Source organism: Pseudogracilibacillus sp. ICA-222130 (assembly GCF_037892545.1).
In the GTDB taxonomy this organism is placed as follows: domain Bacteria; phylum Bacillota; class Bacilli; order Bacillales; family Amphibacillaceae; genus Pseudogracilibacillus.
In genome coordinates, this window is record NZ_JBBKBG010000035.1 from 1 (window position 1) to 26,231 (window position 26,231).

Below are 26,231 nucleotides of genomic sequence, written 5' to 3' on the forward strand. Positions count from 1 at the left end.
AATTTAATTTTCTACGTGCTTTTTTTAACCAACAAGAAAAAAGTTATAAAGCCGATAAGTGATGTAGAGAATAATATTGCGCCCATAGGAATAGCAGAACCTTCGCTGATGCTCGCAAGTGGAGAAAAGATGGAGCCAAGCAATAATGGTAACATACCTAAAATAGCACTCGCACTACCTGCACGATGACCTTGCTTCTCCATTCCAAGTGTAAAAGTACTTGTAACGACCATTCCCATAGTAATCATGTATATAAAAATTAAACTCACAATAGCAGCCAATGGTCCTCGAATAATTGTCATAATCAGGAGTACAGATGTAACGGTTAAAGCAATGGATACAGCTATTTGCAATAAAGTCTTTTCAGAAATTATTTCCCCAAACCGTCCAATAACAAAGCTTCCCGTAATAATCGCAAGTCCATTAATACCAAATTAATACACTAAATAATTGAGGTGAGACGCCATAAATATCCTGATAAATAAACGGTGTACCTGACACATAAGCAAAACTCCCACCATGTACAAAGCCAACAATTAATGCATATCCGATAAAGGAACGTTCCTTTAATAAATCCCCCATAGTCATGACCGTTGCACCAATCGAACTTGGAATTCGATTTTCAGGTGGCAATGTTTCTTTCAAATGGATAGCCACAATAATGACGATCACTATTCCGATAAAACTTAAAAATAAAAATATAGTTTTCCAAGTAGTAAATTCAAAAGCTAAGATAGCTCCACCCGCCATTGGTGCAATCATCGGTGCAACAGCATTAATCACCATTAAGAGTGAGAAGAATTTCGTAAGTTCTTTACCACTAAACACATCTCGAACAATTGCACGTGATAACACAACTCCTGCTGATGCTGTCAAACCTTGAAGAAATCTAGCCCCAATCAATACGATGATATTTGGTGCAAACGCACATAATAATGAAGCTAAAGCAAAAAGTAATGTCGCAATGAATAAAGGTTTTCTTCTCCCTTGCGCATCACTAATTGGTCCAATTATTAATTGGCCGATTGCAAGCCCAATTAAACAAGCAGTTAAACTTGTTTGCACAAGAGTTGCACTAGTATGTAAATCATAGGTAATTTCGGGAAAACTAGGTAAATACATATCAATATTAAGTGGACCTAAAATACCAAGTAAACTAAGCAATAATGCTAAACTAAAACGAGCTTTCCCTGTAGGGTTGTGTATTTGACTTTATTTATTTCTAAGATAAATGGCGTTTCCCTCCTAAAGGAATTATTGTAATGGTTTTCGGGTAATTTGTTAAGCTTTTTGACCATTTTTTACATACAAAACATATCTTACGAGAAAACGTTTAAGCCTTTTAATGACAAACAAAAAGCAACGATAAATTAAAAAGTACATCTTTTTTACTTATCGCTGTGATTCTTGTTTCATTATGTACATAATTGTCTTATCCATATCACCAACAATTATAGATTACATATACTTAATCATATATTGACGATCTTCTTTCATTTCTGTTTCAATTAGTTTTCTTTCCACATTTTATAGACGTGCTCCATTTTAAAGTTTTTTAGAATGTTTTCCGTCAGTGACCATTCAATTAAATCGCACATATCTTCAAAATGATAATAAAATGTCATTCGGTTCACACCACATTTATCTGTAATATCTTTAATGGTAACACGGTTGAATGGTTTCTCTTTCAATCCGTCATCATCTAAAGTATATTTGTTGAATACTGACATTCAGTCTTTCCTTTATTTTTAGACAATGATTGCGGTATGAATTCTTTATTATTCTGTTTTAATTATAACAAAGCTACCAATTTATCTCATGTTTTTATAGGATAGTTCCAATTTTGATAGAATTGAGACAATGGAAAGTGAGAAAATGCTATAAAATTATAAGAATTTATCGATGAAATTATCATAACTTTACTTATTTAATTATCACGTTTTTCGATGTTGTAAATGCTAAGGTGGGAAAGTATGTATTGCTACGTTAATGCGCAGTTAAAGCATTTTTTAATCACGTTATTTGACCATGAACTCGATATAATTATTTTTATAAAAGACTTGATTTCTTTTAAAATTAATTATAATCTATATATCAAGTCATCTGATGACCTGCTTATCATCTTACAAAGAGTGAAATGGTAATAATGAAATCGCTAACATATGTTGGGAGGAATATGAAATGTTATTGCTTGTTGCCTTAAGTGCTATTATTGCACCGTTTATTTTTTTGGTTTTATTACGTATGCCAGCGAAAAAAGGGATGTTTTTTAGTGCTATCATATTAATAGTCTTAGCCTATTTTGTTTGGGGGATGGATGGATTAACCATTACAGCATCTATACTAGAAGGCTTTCATAAAGCGCTGACAATATTATTGATTTTATTTGGTGCGATTGTATTATTAAACACTTTACAACATACTGGGGCAGTGGATCGTATCAATCAAGGGTTTCGCAGTATTTCTGCAGATATGCGTGTACAAGTGGTACTCGTAGCCTTTTTATTCGGGGCACTCATCGAAGGGGCGGCAGGATTCGGAACACCAGCAGCGGTAACGGGTCCATTAATGGTAGCACTCGGATTTAATCCAATGGCAGCAGCAACAATTGCGCTTGTTGCCGATAGTGCTCCGGTTCCATTCGGTGCAGTAGGTACTCCTGTAGTTGTTGGACTTAGTAATCTACCTGATGCGAGTATCCCATTTTTTAAAACGATTGGAGTTTATATTACTGCGATAGACTTATTCGCAGGAACATTTATTCCGTTCATTATCGTGGTTATATTGACGAAGTTTTTTGGGGAGAATAAAACGATCAAAGATGCATGGCCAATGTTACCGTGGACTTTCATGGTTGGAATCTTATATACAGGATCGGCGTTGTTATATGCATGGTTATTCGGTCCAGAGTTCGTGGCTATTTTATCTTCCTTAACAGGATTGATTGTGGCAGCTTGGACAGCGAAAATTGGTTTTTTACTTCCAAAAGATGCTAATTGGCAAGAAGCATTAAAAGAAGACTTTCAAATAAATGATGAGAAGTCAAAAATGAGCTTATTAACAGCATGGTCTCCTTATTTAGTAGTGGTTGGGCTACTATTATTAACCCGTATTGTTCCATCTGTAAAAACATTTGTATTATCTGCAATCGATTTTTCTTGGCAGAACATATTGGGCAAAGAGGGGATTACATCGAATTGGGAAATTTTATATTCACCCGGAACGATTTTAATTTTTGCAGCAATCATTTCCGTTTTCATTCAACGAAAACCATTTAAAAACTTTACCACTGCGGCAAAAGAATCGATTGTCTCTATTCAAGATGCCGCATTAGCATTATTTGCTACATTATCGTTAGTACAAGTGTTTACACATAGTGGAATGAATATGAATGATTTGTTAAGTATGCCACAATATATAGCGAATGCTTTGGCTAATTCTTTTGGGCCGATGTGGCTGTTTGTCGCTCCATTTCTTGGGGAACTTGGTGCCTTTATTACCGGGAGTGCTACGGTTTCTACACTTACTTTTTCACCAATACAATACAGTATTGCACAGAGCACCGGGGCTAATATACATATTATATTAGCACTTCAAATCATCGGTGCGGCGGCTGGAAATATGATTTGTGTACATAATGTCGTTGCTGCATCCACTGTCGTTGGTTTAACTGGAAAAGAAGGCGACATTATACGAAAAACGTTAATACCTGCTATATTATATTGTTTATTAGCTGGAATTGGTGCATATATTATCATGCTTTTCCTATAAGATATACAAGGCAATATAGCGCTATATCTTTCTAAAAGATATGACTTCTTGTAAACTAATAGAGAGGTCATGTTTGGAGGAAAAGAAATGGAATATAAACAAATTAAACCTAAGAAAATTTACGAAGAAGTTTCTGATATTATTATAGATCGAGTGAAATCAGGAGAACTTTCTCCAGGAGATCGTTTAGATTCAGTAGAAAAACTTGCCGAAAATCATGGGGTAAGTCGTTCTGCTATACGTGAGGCATTGAGTGGACTTAGAGCAATGGGACTTGTGGAAATGCGCCAAGGAGAAGGGACATTTATAACAAGCTTTGATGCTACAGCATTCTCCCTTCCAGTTGCAACGGCATTAATCATGCAAAAAGAGGATATTAAAGAATTGACGATCGTTCGGCGTATTTTAGAAGTTGGTACCGTTGTGCAAGCAACAAAAGAGCATACACCGGAGGATATCATACGTCTGGAAAAGTCTCTTCAATTAATGAAAGATGCACAAGGAGAAGGAGAATTAGGGGAACGAGCAGATTTAGAGTTTCATATGGATATTGCGAGAGCGACACATAATAAGATGTTGATAAATCTCGTATCAAGTGTATCGGACATTACCCTTGAGTCTATGCGGGAAACGAGAAGGATTTTATTGTATTCAGATGAAGGGATGTCAAGACTTTATCAAGAACATTTACGTATTTTTGAAGCTATTAAAAACCGGGATGAAAAGTTAGCCGAACAAGAAATGCGTAACCATCTTCTTGCTGTCGAGAGTGTCTTAGAAGAATACTTACAATAGTAAATACTTTTCAAATGAACTCGTTTAAGTTATCCGACAAAAAATAATAATTATTAACATTGAATAGGTAATGAGCATGGCTATGAAGAGTCATGTTCATTACCCAAAAAAGCATATTTTTATAAAAAGAATTGGTTTATCGGTAAAAATTTTAATGTCAGTCATATGATGACCGGACTAATAAAGGTCGTGGAGGCGAATAAAATGAAAGTATCATTAATGATTACGTGTATATGCGATACTTTTGCATCAAATGTAGGGAAGGACACAGTAGAATTATTAGAGCATCTTGGATGTGAGGTAGATTTTCCACAACTGCAAACATGTTGTGGTCAACCAGCATTTAACAGTGGTTATGTAAAAGAAGCGAAAAAAGCAATGAAGCAAATGATAAAGGCTTTTCGTCATTCTAAATATGTAGTAGCTCCATCGGGGTCATGTATCGGTATGTTGAGGGAGTATCCAAAGATTTTTAAAGGAGATCTTAAATGGGAGGAAGAGGCAAAAGCACTTGCTGCAAAATCTTATGAAATCACACAGTTTATTGTGGAAGTACTTGGCAAGGAAGATGTAGGGGCTACTTTTCCAAAGAGAGTTACTTACCATCCTTCGTGTCATATGACACGAATATTGGGAGTGAAGGAAGCTCCTGTCAAATTATTGAAAAATGTGAAAGAGATAGACTTTGTCGAATTACCGATTAAAGAAGATTGTTGTGGATTTGGAGGAACATTTGCAGTGAAAAATGAATTTATTTCTACAGCTATGGCAAAAGAAAAATCACAACATGTGACAGAAACGGAAGCAGAATATTTAGTTGGTGGTGATATGGCTTGTTTAATGAATATTGGTGGAATGATGGAAAGAGAAGGGAAAAATGTGAAGGTTGCCCATATAACAGAAATATTAAATCATCGTGAAACGAGTAGATAGAATGGAGGATGAAGATGGGTATCAAAATAGGAGATGCTAATTATACAGATAGGGTCCAAGAAGGATTAGAAAATGATTTTATGCGACAAGCCGTGGCGTCTGCACAAGGGCGTTTCCGTAGTGGCCGACAAAAGCAAGCAGAAACCTTAGGGAACTGGGAAGATTGGCGTACATTAGGTTCGGAAATACGTACACATACGTTGGAAAATATTGATTACTATTTACATCAATTAAGTGAAAATGTCTCTAAACGTGGTGGGAAGGTCTTTTTTGCCCAAACAGCGGAAGAAGCGAATGAATATATCCAAAAGATAATCAAAGAAAAAGAGGCTAAAAAAATTGTCAAATCGAAATCCATGGTAACAGAAGAAATTGGTTTGAACAAAGCGATAGAAGATATTGGTGCGGAAGTAGTGGAGTCGGATTTAGGGGAATGGATTTTACAATTAGATGAAGACCCTCCTTCTCATATAGTTACCCCAGCATTGCATAAAAATAAAGAACAAATTAGAGAAACCTTTGCGGAAAAGCGTGGTTATACAGGTTCTGATATACCAGAAGACCTTGGATTATTTGCAAGAGAACAATTACGTAAGGATTTTTTAGAAGCGGATATCGGTATTACGGGATGTAATTTTGCAGTTGCTGAATCTGGTGCTATTACATTTGTGACGAATGAAGGAAACGCACGAATGGTCACAAGTTTACCGGATACTCAGATTACAGTGATGGGAATGGAACGTATTGTGCCAACATGGGAAGAATTAGATGTGCTAGTAAGTTTACTTACACGAGCTGCGGTTGGACAAAAATTAACGAGTTACATCACGTCTATCACAGGAACTAAATTAGAAGGCGAAACAGATGGACCGGAAGAGTATCATTTAGTCATTGTTGATAATGGTCGATCAAAAATATTAGGAACGGAATTTCAATCGGCTCTACACTGTATCCGTTGTGCGGCATGTATTAATGTATGCCCGGTCTATCGGCATGTTGGTGGGCATGCATATGGTTCGATTTATCCGGGGCCAATTGGTGCAGTGCTTACACCATTACTCGATGGATACGAAAGTCATCATGATTTACCTTATGCATCAACCTTGTGTGGTGCATGTACAGAGGTTTGTCCAGTGAAAATTCCACTTCATGAACAATTAATTCGACATCGAGAAATTATTATCGAAGAAGGACATAAAACAGCTATTCCTGAAAAAGTTATGATGAAAGGGTTCGCACAATGGGCGTCAACCCCAGTCGCCTATAAAATGAGTACGTCCATGGCTAGAACTGCTTTAAAGCCTTGGTATAAAGATGAGAAAATTAGCAATGGACCTGGCCCAATGAAAGGCTGGACGAATACACGAAACTTTCCTGCTCCTTCAAAAAAAACATTTAGGGCTTGGTTTAAAAATCGAGAGAAAGAAGGGGTGCAATCATGACGATACAGAACAGGGAGTCTTTTTTAGATAATGTTGCAGCTAACTTAGGACGTAACCAGAGGACAGAAGGAGTGGAGCGTCCTGTGTGGAGCGTAACTCCGCAACACGATGTGTTTAAGGGATATTCACCTGATAAGTTGGTAGAAGAATTAAAACATATTTGTAAAGATATTCATACAGATTTTAAGATGACCACTCGGGCTGAATTAAATAAGGTCTTGAAGTCTACGATTGAAGCTTATGATGGAAAAAGGATTATTACCTCTAGTGATCATCGTAATCAAGTATTTGGTCTAGATGATCTTTTTACACAATTAACTGCAGAGGGACATGATGTACATGTGTGGCAAGCGAACGAAGGAAAAGAAAATCAAGTTATTGCAGAAAAGGCAGATGTAGGGATTACATTTAGTGATGTGACATTAGCAGAGTCTGGTACTGTCGTGTTAATGAACAATAAATGTAATGGGCGTTCCATTAGTTTGCTTCCAAGAACTTATATAGCAATTATTCCGAAAAGTACCATTGTAGCTCGTATGACCCAAGCTACGAAACAGATTCATGAAGCTAATGTACGAGGAGAAGATGTTGCGAGTTGTGTAAGCTTTGTGACTGGTCCAAGTAATAGTGCAGATATTGAAATGAAGCTGATTGTCGGTGTACATGGACCTGTTGCGGCGACGTATATTGTCATTGATGATGCGTGATCATTTTTTTGACAATATGCTTATATGAACTAATAACAACAAAACGAGGTTTGCACATGTGTGAACCTCGTTTTAATTTGTAGTGTATTTAGTTAATAAAATAGGTAGCTGAATAATAGTTTGAAAATTATTTCTGTAAAAGAAAATGAAGAGCTTCCTAATCATAGGTTTTTTTAAGTACTCCATTCTTTCAACATAACAATACGTTGTTTTAATTCCTCCTACACTATTCATCCCAAATACATCTCATGTTTATCGTTCATTTATAAAAACAAACCCACCAATTGAATGGAAAAAAATGGTACTCCTTACCTTCGTCTGATTCCCATAATCGATAGACAAAGTTCTCTTCATAAAAGAGGCTCTTAATTGATAGAGCGAAACCCATCCTAACAAAGCGCGGGTATATCGTAACATCACCATTTACTACGTTATCTATCCTTCTATTAAAATCTATTTATCGTTCTTCGCATAATTTTTTGTACCTAAACAGATGAATTTAATAATTGTAAAAATAACGTAAAAAAATAAATCGAAGGGCCTTATTGTGAAAATGTTAGCAAATAGATAGGAATAATCATTTTTGAGAAAATGTTGATATTCATAGGGAATCCAGACTATTTCAGCTCTGAAACGAATTGACATTCAATTCAGATATTACTAGGATGTAATGTATTAGGAAACTATAACATATGTAATATGTTTATAGTTTAAATAACTTTAAGGGAGATGAATAGTATGGCAGGACAAATTAGAATGAGTCCAGACGAACTTCATGGAAAGGCACAACGTTATGGTGAAGGAGCTGACCAAATTAGTGATGTATTGAGTAAGCTTCAAGGTCTTCAAGATGAATTACGAGGCGAATGGGAAGGACGTGCGTTTGAGCGTTTTGATGAACAGTTCCAACAATTACGTCCAAAGGTCAATGATTTTGAACAGCTACTTCGTGATATACAAGTTCAACTACAGAAAACTGCACAAGCAGTTCAGGAGCAAGATGAAGCATTATCTCAAAACTTTGGCTTAAGTTAACCCACTTTCTATTATCTTATAGCCAATACGCAAATTATCTCTATTAGTATGAGCTACACGAAAGTGTAGCTCATACTAATATTTGTTAAAACTGCTTATACAGTCTCCACCTATTACATAATGAATAACTATGAAAGTTAAAGAAAAATTCAGGAGTATGATACATATGAAAAAATCCTATTTAAAATTATTCACATTTTTAGCACTTATTTTGATATTAACGGTGGGATTAACTTATTTATCATTCAATCAATTATCAAAATCAAAAAATTTGGCAAATAAAACAAAGATGGATGTAGCTTTAGTAAACGAAGACAAGGGGGCTTCTTTTAATCAGACGGAGTTAGATTTTGGAAATGCCTTTGTTAAGAGTTTAGATAAAGATGAAGAACAGAATTGGCATGTAGTGAATCGTGGAATTGCTGAAAATGGGTTAGAACGGGGTACTTACGACATGATGATCGTTATTCCAAATGACTTTTCAGAAAAAGCATTATCGATTAATGAAGAAAAGCCTGAAAAAGTAGTATTAGATTACAAAATAAATGCATCTGATAATGATAATATCCGTGCGAAGGCAGAGGATACTGCTAGCTCTATTTTAAATGATATGAACCGTAGAATTATTGATGTGTATTTTGCAAGTATTATTGGGAATTTACAAAATGCACAAGATCATATAACAGATATTATCGACCTGGATGCTGACTTTGCAGATAGATATAATCAAGCTATTCATACCCCGCTTTCAAATTATACGGACCGATTTGATTCAATCAAATTAACTACGAATACAGTAAAAGGAAACTTTGAAAATTATGAAGAAATGATGGATGCACTCCAAGAAAGCTTAGTAGGCAAAATAGATTTAGATGAAACATATCAGTCAGGTTTAAAAGAGGCTAATCATATTACCGAATTATTATCAGGGGTGGAAGACGACTTTGCTGTTGACTTCCAACAATTTGCCGGAAATATGCATGCAAACGATGTTGAAACAAATATGAAGAATTTAAAAATAGTGAATTCCTATATCAAATCACAGTTTGAAGAAAGTGATGAAGATTTTATAAACATAGCTTCAGACACAAAGCTGTTGAAGCATAGGTTAGAAAAAGCATTAATAATTGTAAATGAGACGAACGAAAATCTTGATCATGCACTTGCTTCAGGATTTATTGATGAACAAGTAGAAGAGAAATTATCTCACATCATAGAAAACGAATTCGATGATGCAAATGAATTTTCTTCCTTTTTTGTGTCCCAAGATGAAAAAATGAAAAGTAAAATTAGGGAATTAATTGTTCAATTACCAACAATGAATGAGGCGAGTGTCGAACAATCGGATCTCTCGCCAACAATGAAACAAGAAATAAAAAATGTTATATCTTTAACACGAAAATATGATAAGGAAAAATTCGACGAACATTTGCAATTGGATGGTAAAGATGACGATATCTTTTCTGGTAAAATTCAGTCCTATTTTACTCATTTGAAAAGTGATGGAGTTACATTAACAGATACAGTAGAAATTCCTGAGAGTGAAGAGGGAACGAGGACGTTTGTATTAAGGAATATACCTGATCACTTTCACGTGCATCATTTAGAATTAACGGAACCGAATGGAAATACGATTGAAATTACAGAAGGTTTTCATGAAAAAGTCTTATTGACATCTAATGATGCAGGAACATTAACCGTTCAATTACATGTCACATTGGAGGACACAGTTGAAAACAAATTAGAAAATTTTGATCTGTATAGTGAATTAGCGGATTGGGGATGGGCAATCGACCAAGTTGATATAAGTGATGGTGCACAAGAGAGAGCTGATAATACAACCAATCAAAAAGAAAAACAACAAGAAACAACGTCAAATTTAACGGAAACTAAAGAGAAAAAAGTATCCTTAAATCAGAATGAAGAGGATAATGTCGACACAAAAGAATCGTTAAACAATAAAAACGATGAAGCAAATGAAGAGGAAAACAAAGAAGAGGCTCTACCCGAAAGTCAACATGATGAAACGGAACAGCTACCTGAAATAGAAAAGATTGAGATTCACCACAATCATATAGAACACCAAGTCTCTAACCCGGTGATAGATGATTCAACCATTGAATTAATCCAAACATTAGAAGCATCCCTATCACCATACCAACAATTATTGTCGCTGTACGAAATGTATTTTGATGTGGAATTAGCTTGTTATGATGGATGTCCAACAGTAAACGATATTGGTAGTTTAAAGGAGGAAGTGAAAGAAAGTTCTTTATATTACCTTTTTAATGAAGTTAGTGTAAAAGAAGTACTTTCTAATTATGTTTTACATAATATTACTAACAGTGTGAAACATGCAGTCCGTAAACCGTTAGAAGCACATCAAGAACGAATGAATCATTACAGAGATTTTATTCAGGAAACAGATGCGAATGCGGAAGATTTATTCAAAAAGGTTGAGAAGACAAAAAAAGAAACTGAGCAGTTAAATACTGATATCGAGACTACGCTCCTTCATATTTCAAATTGGCGAGAAAAGGCAACAGAATTATTAGACCAACAAGATACGATTCAAGTGAAGAGTGGTGAAATGCAAGAAGCCGTCATGATGATTTCTCATGAATTCGATCCTCTATTCACCCAAAGTCAATCTCTAGTCGAACAATCATTAAACACAATGAACAGTGCGGAACATGTTTACAAAACGTTTGATAAGGTAGAGGAAGAAGCGGATTCTATTCAAAAAAGTGGAACAGAACTGATTGAACAGGCAAAGAACTTATCTGTAGATATGTCAAATAAATTAATAGAAGACCAAGATTTTGCTGAGAATTTTCAGAGTGTATTGGAAAATAGCCGAATTGGTGAACAAAAAAATGAAGATTTGTATGAATTTCTTTCTAGCCCTGTAGACACGAAGAATGAAGGTGTAATTGTAAAAAACGATACATTCACGTCTTATTTTATTGTATTGATTGCGTTCATCGTATCGCTATTTACCGCCTATGTCATTTCAACTATAAACGACAAACGAGGAAAAATAGATCCATATAAAACAAAAGATACGCTTCTAGATCGTAACAGTCTCATTACGGGAATTACGGTTGGTATCGGTCTGTTAGAAGGGTTATTATTAGGCATATTATCAGCTTATTATTTAGGTATAAGCCAAGGAAGTATTCTTGCGTGGACAGGTATGATGGTGATGACGATGTTAGCATTACTACTTGTTGCAACATATTTATTAAGGCAATTAAAAATGGTTGGGATGTTTCTCCTACTTTTCATATTAGGTCTCTATTTATTTTTTACAAAAGCGTTAGGTACAAAAACAGTAGGAGATAGTCTGCTACGTACTTTCTCTCCATTACAATATGTGGAGGATTTATTTAATAAATTTATGCAACATGATGCTGGTTACACATATATGTTAATTGGGTTTATTGTTATTACGGCTGGTGCATTGCTGGCAAATTTATTTGTTTGGCAAAAAGGAACGAATGAATCAGAGGGTGATAGAGACATTGATGAAGCTGGAGCATAGAATTATTGTCATTATTTGTTGTTTCATGCTATCAATTCCACTCCCTATGTTTGCAGAGGAACGAAAGAAAGGTGAAATTCAGTGGGAAATTGACCGTATTTTGCGAGGGAATTCGGATGAAGAGGGATATTATAAAACATCTGAATTAACGAAACGATTTCCTACTTTGTTTACAGTAGAAGTATCTGAAATGATACAAGAATCCCAAGCGAGACAAGATGAAAATATGCAAAAAATGAAAACAACTCTTTTTTCTACATCGCTCGATAAAAACAAAATGATAGAAGATACAAAGGACGCTTTGTTTTCAACTGATTACGAAGCTCCTAAATCTTCTACTGAGAAAGCAGTGGAAGAAAGGAAAAGTTGGGTGGATGTCTTATTGCTTAGCGGATTATCTGGGATAGCCATTATAGGTTTTTGGGTTATTTATATGTTATTTAAAAAATTTCAAATTAGGATGTGAGAAAGTGAGCAATTCTCATATAGATGTAACATTCGATCTTGCTGTATTTAATCATGACAGACAAATTGATTTAAGGATACCAACACGTCTGTCGGTTAAGCAGCTGTTAATAGAAGTTGTGGAAACATTAAAATTAGAAACACCGAAAAATATGCGATGTGCAATAAAAGTAAAGACAAAAGAAATATTAATCCTAGATGATGATATGTTAATAGATTACCCGATAACAGATGGGGATATTTTAACGGTTCTGTAAAAGCATAAGAAATTAAATGACTGTGTTGTTACAGTATGGAGGATATAAAGTGATGCAAGAAAAAACAATAAATAATGATGGTTGGAATGTTGATTTTGCTATAGAAGGAGAAAAATGGCAATTACATATCGCTAAATCCCAAACAAAAATAACAGATATTCGACAACTTCGTTTAATGACGGAAGTAAGAGAAGATTTTGTTCCTGTAGAGGTGGAAGACGATGAAGATACATTTACATTTGAATTCCATATTGATAAGCGTTTGAAGCAATGGGAACAATTACAGTCTTTAGAGCGAAATGATAAGTTACGACTATTATGTAATATAGCACGTTTAAAAAAGTATCTTCATACACGAGTATGTTGTTTTCTTCATCCAGATAACATCGTGTTTAATGATAATTTAATGCCTTTAGTTGTATACCGAGGAATTCGAGATTTATTGCCGCCTTTTAAAATGGATGAAATTCATTTTTTGAAACAATTACAATGCTTGAGTATTGCCCTTATATCGAATGAGTATAGTTTTGATCAACTTTATTATGGTGGGTTAAAAGAAGCACGTGGAACAACCTTTGAAAAACAAGTTTCTGAGATGAATGATATAGATGATCTTATTCATTATTTGGATGAGAGTTATGTAAAAGAGCAACAGAAAGTAGAAAATACAATGCGAATGGTACCTGCTAAACGACATCAATTATTTAAAAGATTATCCATTTTTGCTATCGTTGCATCTATTTTGTTAGCAGCGCCGCTTGTATATGTTCTATTTTTTACGAATCCATATAATGAAAAGTTATTATCCGCCCATGAAAAATATATCGCATCGGATTATCAAGAAGTTATTTCAGTTTTACGTAAAGAAAATGCTGAAAAACTTCCAAAAGCAACTAAATATGTATTAGCACACGCTTATATTGAAGTTGGACAACTGTCTGATGCAGATAAAAAGAGTATTATGAATAATGTCAGTTTAAAAAGTGATGACAATTATTTATTGTATTGGATTTACGATGGTCGAGGAGAATTTGATGAGGCATTGGATATAGCGAAGTTTATGGATGACCCTCAATTAATTATGTATGGAATTATTCAAAAGCTTGAAGCGATAAAAAACGATCCTAACTTGAGTGGAGAGGAACGTGATGAGGAAACAAAAGCATTGACAAAAGAGTTGAAGGAACTTCGAGAAGAATATGGACTGGAAGAAGAGAATGAAACAAAAGATGAAGACAAGCGAGAAAATGAGACCAAAGATAATGATTCTAAAAAGAGACAACAAAATAGTAGTAAAAAGGAAGAGAAGTCTCAGAAAGAAAAAGATAAAAAGGAATGAGGTAAGTAAATATTTGTATTGAGGTAGAGAGGGAGAAAAGGATGGCACAAAAAAATCTCATGATCGTATATGGACATCAATTATATAAATGCCAATTACATGATAGCGAGCCAAAGCATATTACAATCGGACAGGAATGGACTCATCATGTTACCGTATTAGAATTGGAACAAACCTTAACGATCGAATGGGACGGAATTGCGTGTTATTTACATGGGAAGCATATTTTGGACGAAGCGAAGCAATATTATGTGTATCAAGATAAGCCGATTTGTTTTTATTTAATTAATTCGACTGAAAAGCGAATGTTCGACATCGCAGGAATTCATCAATTTTCTGTTGGTAGTTCGACATATGATGATGTCGAACTACCAACGATTCAAACGGAATTCACAATCATAAGGAATAGAGACACGAACTTTCATTTAGAGATAGTAAAGGGAGAAGTTTTTCATAATTATAAAAAAGTAGAAAGTTATGCGAAATTAGAACTAGGGGATCATCTTTTTTTTGAAGGAATCATAATGATTGTGTATAAAAATGAAATTCAGGTTGTAACATCAGGGAGGGAGCTTTTAACAAAGCTAATTCCTTTAGTAAATGTAGATAGTCGGTTTAGTGAAGAATATCCCGATTATCATCGTTCACCAAGAATTATTTATCGTGAACCGGATGAGAAGCGGCATATAGCTAAGCCTTCAAATAAGCCATCTAAACCTAGTGAACAGTTAGCGAGAAATATTATTCCGCCTCTTGTTATGATAGCAGCATTAGTGATTGTCTCAATTATTCAACCACGCGGAATATTTATTATTGTCATGTTGTCTATGACAATTACGACCATTATTTTTTCTATTACTACATACATAAAAAGTGTGAAAAAGTATAAAGCACATATGAAGCAACGTGATGAAACATATCGAGCATATATAAAGCGAAAAAGAAAGGAATTATTTAAAGCTACAGAAGAACAACGTCATGCATTACATTATCATTATCCAGACATTAAGGAAATTCGTGAAAAAATATTATGTGTGGATGCAAGGATATATGAAAAAACAAGGTATCATCATGATTTCCTAGAATTCAGAACAGGGTTAGGTAATGTCGATACTAGTTTTGATATCGATTTTAAAGAAGAGGAATTTACAGAAGAAGAAGATGTACTCATAGACATGGCACGTGATCTATATGAAAGTTATAAAACTGTTGAACAAGTACCAGTAGTTACATCACTTATGAAGGGGCCTGTTGGATATATAGGGCAACGTGCATTAGTTTTGGAGCAGCTTCAACAGGTAGTTATGCAATTAGCTTTATTTCATAGTTATCATGATGTGCAATTTATTACGATTTTTCCAGAAGAGGAAAAACATAAATGGGATTGGATGCGATGGTTGCCACATGCAAGTTTACAAGATTTAAATGTTCGTGGTTTTGTTTATCATGAAAGGTCAAGAGATCAAGTGTTGAATTCGATGTATCAAGTGTTAAAAGATAGGAAGCTAACAATAGATGAACAGGAAAATAAGAATCAACAAGTCTATTTTTCGCCACATTTTGTCATACTTATTACGGATGAGAAGTTAATTCTAGATCATACAATTATGGAGTATTTTAATGAAGACTCGAGTTCTTTGGGAGTATCGCTTGTATTTGTACAAGATGTGATGCACTCTTTACCAGAGCACGTTACAACGGTTGTTGATATTAAAGATAGAACAACAGGTAATATTATTTTGGAAGAGGGAGAATTAGTAAATAAACGCTTTATTCCAGATCATTTTCCGGTGAATTTTGACAAAGAAGATGTGTCTCGCGGGCTTGCACCATTAAACCATGTACAGAGTTTGAAAAATTCTATTCCAGAAAGTGTGACGTTCTTAGAAATGTATGGTATTGAAAAAGTGGAAGAACTCTCTCTTGCACAACGTTGGAGCCAAAATGAAACATATAAGAGCATGGCTGTGCCTTTAGGGCTTAGAGGGAAAGATGATATCGTTGCTTTGAATTTACATGAAAAAGCACATGGACCACATGGACTTGTCGCTGGTACAACAGGTTCAGGTAAATCGGAAATTATTCAATCGTACATTTTGTCACTTGCAGTTAATTTTCACCCCCATGAGGTTGCATTTTTGTTAATTGATTATAAGGGTGGAGGAATGGCGAATCTTTTTAAACATTTACCACATCTTTTAGGGACGATTACGAATTTAGATAAAGCTCAATCATTACGTGCATTGGCTTCTATAAAGGCAGAATTACAAAAGCGTCAAAGGCTTTTTGGTGAGTGTGATGTAAACCATATTAATCAGTATCAGAAGTTATACAAAGAGGGAAAAGTAGAAGAACCTATGCCACATTTATTTCTAATTTCAGATGAGTTTGCTGAGTTGAAAGCCGAGCAACCTGATTTTATGAAAGAACTCGTATCTACCGCTCGTATCGGAAGGTCATTAGGAATCCATCTTATTTTGGCTACACAAAAGCCGACTGGTGTAGTCGATGATCAAATATGGTCGAACTCTAAATTTAAATTAGCCTTGAAGGTGCAAAATGAAAGTGATTCAAAAGAAATTTTAAAAACACCTGATGCAGCTGAAATTACATTACCAGGACGTGCATATTTACAAGTCGGTAACAATGAAATTTACGAATTATTCCAAAGTGCATGGAGTGGGGCAGATTATGTGTCAGATAAAGACGACCAAGAGCATATCGACACGACCATATATGCGATTAATGATCTAGGGCAGTACGATATTTTAACAGAGGATTTGAGTGGGCTAGATAAAAAAGATGAAATCAAACGTGTACCGACTGAATTAGATGCAGTAATAAATCATATTCATGATTATGCAGAAACAGAGAATATCGAAGCATTACCACGTCCATGGTTGCCGCCATTACCTGAAAGAGTTATTGCGGAACAGATACAATTATTTAATTTTGTGTCGGATTGGAAGAAAGAAAAGCAACCATTAACAGTTACAGTCGGTTTGAAGGATGAACCGTCATTACAAGCACAAGGACCATTGACACTTGATTTAACAAAAGACGGGCATATTGCCGTATTTTCAAGTCCAGGCTATGGAAAATCAACATTCTTGCAAACGGTACTATTGAATTTAGCACGACAACATAACCCAGAACAATTGCATATTTATTTACTAGATTTCGGCACAAATGGTTTGTTGCCATTGAAGGGATTACCACATGTAGCTGAAACAATTCTACTCGATGAGGTAGAAAAGCTATATAAATGGATTCGCTTAATGACCTTGACAATCCAGGAAAGAAAAAGAAATTTAAGTCAATTCGGTGTTGCTTCGATGGATATGTATGAACAATTAAGTGGGGAAATAGTGCCAAGTATTATGGTAACGTTAGATAACTATGATGCAGTGAAGGATGCTGGGTTTGCTGAAGAGTTCAATAAAATAATTACTCAGATTGCAAGGGAAGGAACGAGTATAGGTATTCATCTAGCTATAACTGCTAGTCGCCAAAATGCGATGAGAATACCGCTTTTATCCAATATTAAATTACAATTAGCACTTTACCTCATTGATGATAGTGAAATTAGGTCTATCGTTGGTAAAACAGAATTAGAGTTAGAAGAGTTGAATGGACGAGGCATTATCAAGCTAGAAGAACCAACATTAATTCAAATCGCTTTACCAGCGGAAGGAAATGATGCATTAGAGGTAATAGAATCGATGCAAAGCATAATCAAACAAATGGATGAATATTGGGACGGGGAACGTCCAGAAGAAATACCAATGATGCCAGAAGGGGCAATTGATTTTCTTAAGTTTAAAGAAAAGCGTTCCGTAAAACAGATTGTTAAAAAAGAAAATTTGCCACTCGGTTTAGAGTTTGAGGAAGTTACCTCGGTTTCCTATAATCCGGCTAAGCATCCTTATTTACTCGTTATTAGCGATAGAAAAGAAGGTTTAAAACAACTGACACATGGGTTAGCTAAAAATATGTCCTTGTTACATGACAAATATGAGACGATGTTGCTTGATACAAGTGATGGAGAACTTAAAAAAATAGGAGAGCAACTCACTAACTACCATGCCGATGCAGTAGAAATCAGGACAGTAAAAGATTCACTCATATCTTCTATAAATAATCGTAGTAAGAAAAATTCAGGAATAACAAAGCAATTAATTTTAATTAAAGATATAAAGGACTTTGTTTCTAGAAGTAATATAACTGATAATGAATTATCGATATTTCTAGAGGATGCAGCAAGTGTAGGGATTCATTTTATATTCTGTGGTGATTACAGTTACATCGGTAGGAACTATGACAATGCTCCGAAACAAATACGTAGACAGGCAACTATTGGCCTGATGACGATGAAATTAGGCGATCAAGATATCTTTAGTCAACCATTTATTCGAAAAGAAAAATACCCAAGTGAATTTGAAAGTTATTATGTCATGGATCATGAGCATGTGAAAATTAAAATACCTGAATAAGGAGGACGTTTTATGAGTACAGGGGTTTCATTATCATTACTTTTAAAAAGAAAGTCAACCGTAAAAGAAGGTATGAGTAACTCAAGAGAAATGATTGATGTAGCAAACGAGAAGATTGATAGACTAGAGGAAGCAATTAGTAAGTTGGAGCAAAGTATCGAGACTTTAGTAGATATCCAAGAGAACGTTGAAAATTATGAAACGACGAAATCGAAATGGGAAGGTACTAGAGAGAAAGAATTTGAAGGAAAGTATAATTCATATAATATATATTTAAAAAAATATTGCTCTGATACAGATAAGGCTAAGGAATTACTGGAGGAAGCATTAGAATCTGCAAAAACGGACAGAAATAATGCGCAAATTGGTTTGGGAAATTTACAAACAGTATTAAATGGACTTGAAAGCGATATTGCATTAGCCAGGGCTAGGGGGTAGATGAGTATGTCAACAGAAGTAGGTATTAAAAAGAGTGAGTTTGACAGTAATGTTTCCAGTCTACAGGATGCAGTTTCAGAAATTGATAGTAGTGCAAAGGGAAATCTGGAATTTGAAAAGACGAATATTAAACCATTTACGAAGGATTTGAAAACGACGGTAGAAGCAATAGAGCTGTTAGAAAATTATAAACAAATGATCATAAATGATATTACGACACTAAAAACTGTCGGAGAAACAATGGTAGAAACAGATGAGGAAATTGCTAATTCGACACATGCACAACCAATTCGACCATAAGGAGTGAGATTAATGGGAAATAAGAAGGTAGATATGGTAGAAGTACATGCTTTTTCCGATGACCTCCAACAAATCGCCTTGGATATGCACTCGCAGTTGGAGAAAGTGATTAAAAGCATCGACACAATCCAAGGAATGGACTCCTTTTCAGGTAAGGCAGCCAAAGATGCCAAGCGCTATTTCCATGAGTTACATGTAACGGTCTTAACTGCATTTCAAGGATTGTTCGAGGATCTAGAAGAAAATCTTAGACAACATATCAGCACATTTGAATCGGAAGTAGATGATAGTGAGAGTGCTATTGTTACAAGCCATTACTTAGAAGAGGTAAGAGAAGATATCGAAGAAACTTTTGAAAAGCTGACAAGTGAAGATGAAACGATTCATGATATTATCTCAGAAGTATCCGACCTTACTTCCGCAACATCCCCAGACTTTTCAGATGTGAATGAGTGGAAAAAGAAGGCCGTTAAAGAGACGAAAGAGCTAGAAGCTGACATACATAGTTTCACTAGTACAGGAAATGAGACAGATGTCCAAGCCATTATGCAGCAAATTGAAACGGTGATGAATAAAGCAAAAGGTAGTACAGGGAAGGCGAGCTTTGAAGGGTTTGAGGGTATCTCAAGTATAGACGCCTTAAGGAAACTTACTGATTATAATGAAGAAAAAGAGAATGAAAGAAATAAGGAAATAGAAGAAGCGAAAGATATAAGGGATAGTGCACTTCAAGCACAAAATAAACCATCATCAAGAGAGATTATCAAAATGGCTTTTGATGATTATCGCAAAGGTGAAATAGGATATGAGCAATATGTAGCAATTATAGGTCAGGTTGAACAAACGAATAGTAATATGAATAAGGGAAGATTAGAAGAGCAAACAATTGCGAACTTTTTGGACTATCTAGATAAGAATGGCATGCTAGATGATTATGTAGCGGATAACTCAGAGAATATATCAATGTTAGAGATTGATAAAATGCATGAAAAGAAGTTAGAACAATTAAATGTTGATGATCAAGATAGGACCATATTAAATCAGATTCTTCAAGCATATAAAAGCGGAAATATTGACCAGAAGAAATATTTCTCTCTGATGGGGAAATATTCAGAGGACAACGGTTTCTCTGAAGAAACATATGCGGATTTACAAGCTTTAGGTTTAACGGTGCTATCAACCAACAACATGGGAATAGCTGAAGGAATAAACTATTATGCTAAAGAAAGTAAAGCTGCTGTAGATAAAGTAGCCCGTGGTTTTTCTGGCTTATTTAAAGGTGGTACGTATATTTTAGGTACAGGATATGGAATGTATGATGACATATATAATAATGATAAGACTGTAGGAGAGGCGGTGGCTCATAATGGTGCTTCCCTTGGTGTTGGAGTTTTGACTGGCTTTGCGGTGACAGGATTGACATCTGCGATTCTAGGGGTGAGTATGATAGCTGCTGCACCAGTTGTAGCAGGATTAGTAGCTGGAGCAATTGTTGGTTTTGGTTTTGAAGTTATGTACAATCGAGACTTGGGTGATGTTCAAAAAACCTTAGATAAAGCAGGTGAAGCTATATCCAGTGGTCTTAATAAATTGAACCCAATGAATTGGGGGTGATGAACGATGATAAATGAAATAGTAATTCCACATAGAAAGGCAAGGTATAGAATATTCGAGGTGGAGGGGAGCTACTACATGCTCGATTTAGACCGTCCTCTTTTGTCTATATTATTTCCGTTTATTATATGGTTTATACCCCATAGGATTTATCAAATAAACGAAGAAATATATGAGGAATTAAGGGAAGTAGATAAGGAAAAGACAAAAAAACCCACTGACAAAAAAACAAAGGTATTCCTATCAATTATTTTACCAATCGGTTTTATAGGTGCTTTTCTAGGACGTTTGTTAGCACCTGTGGCAGATGTATTTGATGATTTATTCCCATTTATGTTTAGTTTTATTTTGATGTTTTTTGTCCTTATAGGTATTTTGGGTTTAAGAATATATCTTTCCAGAAAAATTTATAAGAAGGTAGATAAAATGGTTGGAGGAATAGTTGAACTCCCTGAAAGTAAAATAAAAATAAGACCCAAGAAAATAAAAGATTACTTTGTTGCACTCTTTTATTATATTTTTTTTGGGGGGCTTATTTATTTATCAATAAATATGACCATTCTTTATAATAATCTCTCTTTACTTTTTGTTTTAATTGTTACTGAGATTATATTTTTGCTACTAAGTATGGTGTTTTTTATTCCATCAGGTTATGCGAAGGTTAAATTTATAAAAAGTTCTTGTAGCGAAGATAGATACATTACTTAATAAAACAGAAAGATTATCAAAATGGCTTTTGATGATTATCGCAAAGGTGAAATAGGGTATGAACAATATGTAGCAATTATAGGTCAGGTTGAACAAACGAGTAGTAATATGAATAAGGGAAGATTAGAAGAGCAAACAATTGCGAACTTTTTGGACTATCTAGATAAGAATGGCATGCTAGATGATTATGTAGCGGATAACTCAGAGAATATATCAATGTTAGAGATTGATAAAATGCATGAAAAGAAGTTAGAACAATTAAATGTTGATGATCAAGATAGGACCATATTAAATCAGATTCTTCAAGCATATAAAAGCGGAAATATTGACCAGAAGAAATATTTCTCTCTGATGGGGAAATATTCAGAGGACAACGGTTTCTCTGAAGAAACATATGCGGATTTACAAGCTTTAGGTTTAACAGTGCTATCGACTAATAACATGGGAATAGCTGAAGGAATAAAGTATTATGCTAAAGAAAGTAAAACTGTTGTAGATAAAGTAGCCCGTGGTTTTTCTGGCTTCTTTAAAGGTGGAGGCTATGGTATAGGTCCTGTATATGGAATGTACGATGATTTATACAACAATGAAAAGACTGTAGGAGAAGCAGTAGCTCATAATGGTGCAGCATTAGGATTAGCACTAGGAACAGGAGTAGTCCTTGCGGCGTTTGGAACGCCAGTATTGACAGGTCTGGCAATAGGAGCAGGTATAGGACTCTTATTCGAAGTATCCTATAATAGAGATTGGTTGAAGATACGGACTGGACTTGATAAGGCGGGAGAAGCCATATCTAGCGGTCTTAGTAAATTGAATCCAATGAATTGGAGAAAGGGATAAGTAATGATTGGTGAAGTAGAACGTCCAAACAAAAACATAAGATATAAGCTAGTAAAAATAAACGATGAATATTATATCCTTGATCAGGATAAACCTATGTGGTTGATTTTATTTCCTTTTGTTTATTGGTTCAAGTCTCATTTAGTCTATCAAATCAATGAAGCAACATATGAAAGACTTAAACATGCTGAAGAGAAAAAAAGTGGGAAATGGGAAATAGTTTTGCCAGTCGTCTTAATCGGTCCATTTCTAGGTAGGGTTTTGGCTCCTATGACAGAGAAATATGATAATGTAATACCCTATATATTGAACATCGCACTTGCGATTACTTTTATTATAATCATGATAAGCGTTAGAATTTATGTTCATCAAGCTTGCTATAAAAAAACGGACAAGATAACTAATGGGTTAGAAATACTCCCTAAAAAGAAGATTAAAATTAGACCCAAAAAGTTAGGTGATTATTTAGTCGCTACGTTTGGTTATTTCCTTTTTTTAACTTTTTTTCTTATGGGTTTGGGTATGACTATTACTTATAATAATCCTGTTTTTATTTCTATTTCAAATGGGATTGGGTTTATGTTTTTAATTGTGAATACGATATTTATTAATATAGGTTATGCAAAAATCAGATACTTAGATAATAATGAAGAAAAAAATGTTACTTAAATAAAACAGGAGGTATACATATGTTACCAATAGGATCAATTGTATATTTAAAAGAAGGAACAAATAAATTGATGATTTTAAATCGTGGACCAATTATTGAACAAAGCGGTGAACAAACACTGTTTGACTATTCGGGATGTTTTTATCCCCAAGGCATCGACCCTGATCATGTGTTTTATTTTAATCAGGAAAACATAGATAAAGTAGTTTTTGAAGGATTTTCAGATGGGGATGAGGAGCGTTTTCAAGAACTTTTCCAAGAATGGATGGATTCCAACAAAGAGAGTATTAAAAAAGGAAAAGTAGAAAATCCATTAAAATAATAGAAAGAAGCATGTTGAAAAGTAGATGAAGAAGGACAAATTAGTAAGCTATAAATTTGTCCTTTTTCATAGTTCTTCGTTTGAAGTTTCTTTTACCTAGAATGATCGGAGGGAGTAAATTGGGAAACAAGAAAGTAGATATGGTAGAAATACATGCTTTTTCAGATGACCTCCAACAAATCTCCTTGGACATGCACTCACAGTTGGAGAAAGTGATTAAAAGTATCGATACAATCCAGGGGATGTCTTCCTTTTCAGGTAAGGCAGCCAAAGATGCTAAACGTTATTTCCAAGCGTTACATGTAACCGTCCTTACCGCATTTCAAGGATTGTTCAAGGATCTAGAAGTAAATCTTAGACAACATATCAGCACATTTGAATCGGAAGTAGATGATAGTGAAAGTGCTATTGTTACAAGCCATTACTTAGAAGAGGTAAGAGAAGATATCGAAGAAACTTTTGAAAAACTGACAAGTGAAGAAGAAACGATTCATGATATTATCTCAGAAGTATCCGACCTTACTTCCGCAACATCCCCAGACTTCTCCGACGTCAACGAGTGGCAGAAAAAGGCGGTCAAGGCAACGAAAGAGTTGGAAGAAGACATGAGTAGTTTCACTAGTACAGGAAATGAAACAGATGTCCAAGCCATTATGCAGCAAATTGAAACGGTGATGAATAAAGCAAAAGGTAGTACGGGAGAAGCGAGGTTTGAAGGGTTTGAGGGTGTTTCGAGTATAAAGGCGCTAAGAAAACTTACTGATTATAATGAGGAAAAAGAGAATAAAAGAAATAAGGAAATAGAAGAAGCGAGAGATATAAGAGATAGGGCACTTAAGAATGCTGATAGAAGTTCTAAAATGGTCGGAGATAAAGCGTTTATAGATTATCAAGGAGGCAAAATAACAAAAGAGGCTTATATTGAAATAATGACAACGTTGGGAAAAGTACAAAAAGAACTAGGTGAAGACGAATTAGATGAAGAGGTGTCAGAAACATTTCTAGAGTACTTATGGAATAACAAGGTAGAATTTGCTACTGATACAACTATTTCCTCCATTATAGAATATGCAGGAACACATGGTTCAATGAAATTAGGTGGGATGATTAATACATTTCGTGGTATTAAAGGTGATGGTTTTGTGATGGTTAATCCCAAATCATCACAGGTCGCACAGCCATTTTTAAATCCTAAAACGCATAAATGGGCTGTAAATATAGGTAAATGGAGTGGACGTGTGGCGACACCGGTAGGCTTTGGAGTAGGATGGTATGATGATGTGCAAAATCAAGATAAAACACACGGTCAGGCAATTGCGCATAATAGTGTATCTACCGGAGCCGGTTTTGGTACTTCAGCACTCTTGTTAGGATTCGCAGGTAGTAACCCAGGAGGATGGGCAATACTTGGTATAGTTGCAGCGGGTGTAGGTGTTTCCATTGGCGTGGATTATCTATATAGAAATAATAAAACAGTAGAAAAATCAGTTGACTGGGTAGGCAATCGATTGAGTGATATTGGCCAAGGAATTAAAAGTTTCTTTAATGGCTCAAATGCTGCTAATACAAAATACCGTTCACCAGGCTTTAATGCTCCGTAGCATATTTTATAATAGACAGGGAACCAAGAGTTTAAAAAATTACACGAGTATGGAGGATGTTTAATGAAGGTAGAAATACACAATGTTTTTAAGAATATGCGTTATAATTATTTCGAAGTAGATGGGGTGTATTATATCTTAGAAACCCAACCATCCATTTGGAAGTATTTATTTCCTTTCTTGTATTGGTTATTTCCTTTTCCAGTTTACAAAGTCGAAGATGAAAAAGTAATAGAGCGTATAAGTATACCAGAAAGTTCGTCTGTGAATAAGTCGAGTTTAATGTGGTCTATAGGTGGGATTGTTGTAGTAATTCCGACTTTATTACGTGGTAAAATAGATAATTTAATCTTATCTATGCCGTTAACGGTTAAAATTATTACTTTCGTTATAACTATTGGGATTGTTGTATTGATTCGTCTCTATGTAACTCGAGCTAAACAACGCGATTTACAAAATAAAGTAGATATCACAAAACTAGAAAAATTATATATAGAAGTAAAACCCCAATCGTTTAAACACGTTTTTCAAATGATATTTTCTTATGCATTCCTAATGTTTCTTATGGCTTTATTTTATGTTACATATTTTCTAATGGAAAATATATTTCTTTTACTAATGGCAAATATATTATTATTTGGATTAACATTCTCAAGTAACATCGTAGTTAAGGAAGGTTTGACTACAGTAAAGTTTATTAATAAATAAGAGAAAAACTGTGTAGGGACAAAAAGTTTTGCTTATGCCTTATGTAATTACCCACAAGGACTAGATATGGAAAACACTCTTTATTTTAATGAGAAAAATATTGATGAAGTCGTATTTGAAGGCTATATGGATGATGAAAAGAGATTCCGGAAATTAATTAAAGAATAGGTGGAAGAAAATAAAAATACTATTAAAAGGGGGAAGTTACCAAAGCTTTGGATTGAAATAATGTAATCATATGCGAAGGTA

21 protein-coding genes and 2 pseudogenes are annotated in these 26,231 nt (G+C 34.7%); 21 read left to right on the forward strand and 2 right to left on the reverse strand.

The genetic code is table 11. From position 1 onward, the window contains the following. Positions 1-11: 11 nt before the first annotated feature. A pseudogene (locus tag WKT09_RS11775) lies at positions 12-1,206 on the reverse strand (Bcr/CflA family efflux MFS transporter). Positions 1,207-1,508: 302 nt separating this feature from the next. Beyond that, positions 1,509-1,730 (reverse strand): TetR/AcrR family transcriptional regulator, encoded by a 222-nt coding sequence (locus WKT09_RS11780; protein WP_340416207.1) that lies wholly within the window; start codon positions 1,728-1,730, stop codon positions 1,509-1,511. Between the two features lie 451 nt (positions 1,731-2,181). Between WKT09_RS11780 and WKT09_RS11785 the strand changes: the two genes are divergently transcribed. From WKT09_RS11785 to WKT09_RS11885, 21 genes and pseudogenes are all read left to right on the forward strand, one after another. Then, the gene (locus WKT09_RS11785) at positions 2,182-3,771 is read left to right on the forward strand and encodes an L-lactate permease (RefSeq protein ID WP_340416208.1); all 1,590 of its coding nucleotides are present in this window, start codon (positions 2,182-2,184) and stop codon (positions 3,769-3,771) included. Between the two features lie 87 nt (positions 3,772-3,858). Then, on the forward strand, positions 3,859-4,566 hold the full coding sequence (locus tag WKT09_RS11790) for a FadR/GntR family transcriptional regulator (RefSeq protein WP_340416209.1): 708 nt from the start codon (positions 3,859-3,861) through the stop codon (positions 4,564-4,566). Between the two features lie 204 nt (positions 4,567-4,770). Further along, on the forward strand, positions 4,771-5,499 hold the full coding sequence (locus tag WKT09_RS11795) for a (Fe-S)-binding protein (protein ID WP_340416210.1): 729 nt from the start codon (positions 4,771-4,773) through the stop codon (positions 5,497-5,499). Positions 5,500-5,513: 14 nt separating this feature from the next. Then, the gene (locus WKT09_RS11800; RefSeq protein WP_340416211.1) at positions 5,514-6,941 is read left to right on the forward strand and encodes a LutB/LldF family L-lactate oxidation iron-sulfur protein; all 1,428 of its coding nucleotides are present in this window, start codon (positions 5,514-5,516) and stop codon (positions 6,939-6,941) included. After that, positions 6,938-7,648, forward strand: a complete 711-nt coding sequence (locus WKT09_RS11805) for a LutC/YkgG family protein (protein WP_340416212.1) — start codon at positions 6,938-6,940, stop codon at positions 7,646-7,648. The genes WKT09_RS11800 and WKT09_RS11805 overlap by 4 nt, the downstream gene beginning before the upstream one ends. Before the next feature lie 738 nt (positions 7,649-8,386). Beyond that, complete coding sequence (locus WKT09_RS11810; RefSeq protein ID WP_340416213.1) at positions 8,387-8,683, forward strand: WXG100 family type VII secretion target; 297 nt, start codon at positions 8,387-8,389, stop codon at positions 8,681-8,683. Between the two features lie 166 nt (positions 8,684-8,849). Further along, entirely contained in the window at positions 8,850-12,227 is a 3,378-nt protein-coding gene (gene esaA / locus WKT09_RS11815) for a type VII secretion protein EsaA (RefSeq protein WP_340416214.1), read from the forward strand. Continuing rightward, positions 12,211-12,693 carry a type VII secretion protein EssA gene (essA, locus tag WKT09_RS11820; RefSeq protein WP_340416227.1) on the forward strand — a complete coding sequence of 161 codons (483 nt, stop codon included), beginning with the start codon at positions 12,211-12,213 and terminating at the stop codon, positions 12,691-12,693. The genes esaA and essA overlap by 17 nt, the downstream gene beginning before the upstream one ends. Positions 12,694-12,697: 4 nt before the next feature. Continuing rightward, the gene (locus WKT09_RS11825; protein ID WP_340416215.1) at positions 12,698-12,949 is read left to right on the forward strand and encodes an EsaB/YukD family protein; all 252 of its coding nucleotides are present in this window, start codon (positions 12,698-12,700) and stop codon (positions 12,947-12,949) included. 52 nt (positions 12,950-13,001) lie between these two features. Further along, positions 13,002-14,288, forward strand: a complete 1,287-nt coding sequence (gene essB, locus WKT09_RS11830; RefSeq protein ID WP_340416216.1) for a type VII secretion protein EssB — start codon at positions 13,002-13,004, stop codon at positions 14,286-14,288. Between the two features lie 41 nt (positions 14,289-14,329). Continuing rightward, positions 14,330-18,781 carry a type VII secretion protein EssC gene (essC, locus tag WKT09_RS11835; protein WP_340416217.1) on the forward strand — a complete coding sequence of 1,484 codons (4,452 nt, stop codon included), beginning with the start codon at positions 14,330-14,332 and terminating at the stop codon, positions 18,779-18,781. A gap of 12 nt (positions 18,782-18,793) precedes the next feature. After that, the gene (locus WKT09_RS11840) at positions 18,794-19,219 is read left to right on the forward strand and encodes a YwqH-like family protein (protein WP_340416218.1); all 426 of its coding nucleotides are present in this window, start codon (positions 18,794-18,796) and stop codon (positions 19,217-19,219) included. 6 nt (positions 19,220-19,225) lie between these two features. Then, a complete protein-coding gene (locus WKT09_RS11845; RefSeq protein WP_340416219.1) occupies positions 19,226-19,519 on the forward strand; it encodes a TIGR04197 family type VII secretion effector in 294 nt (97 codons plus the stop codon). Positions 19,520-19,531: 12 nt separating this feature from the next. Continuing rightward, positions 19,532-21,133, forward strand: a complete 1,602-nt coding sequence (locus WKT09_RS11850) for a T7SS effector LXG polymorphic toxin (protein WP_340416220.1) — start codon at positions 19,532-19,534, stop codon at positions 21,131-21,133. 6 nt (positions 21,134-21,139) lie between these two features. Continuing rightward, positions 21,140-21,841: a DUF443 family protein gene (locus WKT09_RS11855; protein WP_340416221.1), complete on the forward strand. Its 702-nt coding sequence runs from the start codon at positions 21,140-21,142 to the stop codon at positions 21,839-21,841. Positions 21,842-21,862: 21 nt separating this feature from the next. After that, on the forward strand, positions 21,863-22,681 hold the full coding sequence (locus WKT09_RS11860; protein ID WP_340416222.1) for a hypothetical protein: 819 nt from the start codon (positions 21,863-21,865) through the stop codon (positions 22,679-22,681). Between the two features lie 3 nt (positions 22,682-22,684). Next, positions 22,685-23,350 (forward strand): DUF443 family protein, encoded by a 666-nt coding sequence (locus WKT09_RS11865; RefSeq protein WP_340416223.1) that lies wholly within the window; start codon positions 22,685-22,687, stop codon positions 23,348-23,350. A gap of 20 nt (positions 23,351-23,370) precedes the next feature. Beyond that, complete coding sequence (locus WKT09_RS11870) at positions 23,371-23,673, forward strand: DUF4176 domain-containing protein (protein ID WP_340416224.1); 303 nt, start codon at positions 23,371-23,373, stop codon at positions 23,671-23,673. Positions 23,674-23,792: 119 nt separating this feature from the next. Then, complete coding sequence (locus WKT09_RS11875) at positions 23,793-25,274, forward strand: T7SS effector LXG polymorphic toxin (protein WP_340416225.1); 1,482 nt, start codon at positions 23,793-23,795, stop codon at positions 25,272-25,274. Positions 25,275-25,337: 63 nt separating this feature from the next. Continuing rightward, on the forward strand, positions 25,338-25,982 hold the full coding sequence (locus WKT09_RS11880) for a DUF443 family protein (protein ID WP_340416226.1): 645 nt from the start codon (positions 25,338-25,340) through the stop codon (positions 25,980-25,982). Between the two features lie 33 nt (positions 25,983-26,015). Continuing rightward, positions 26,016-26,150: pseudogene (locus tag WKT09_RS11885) on the forward strand (DUF4176 domain-containing protein); the annotation flags it as partial. Between the last annotated feature and the right edge of the window lie 81 nt (positions 26,151-26,231).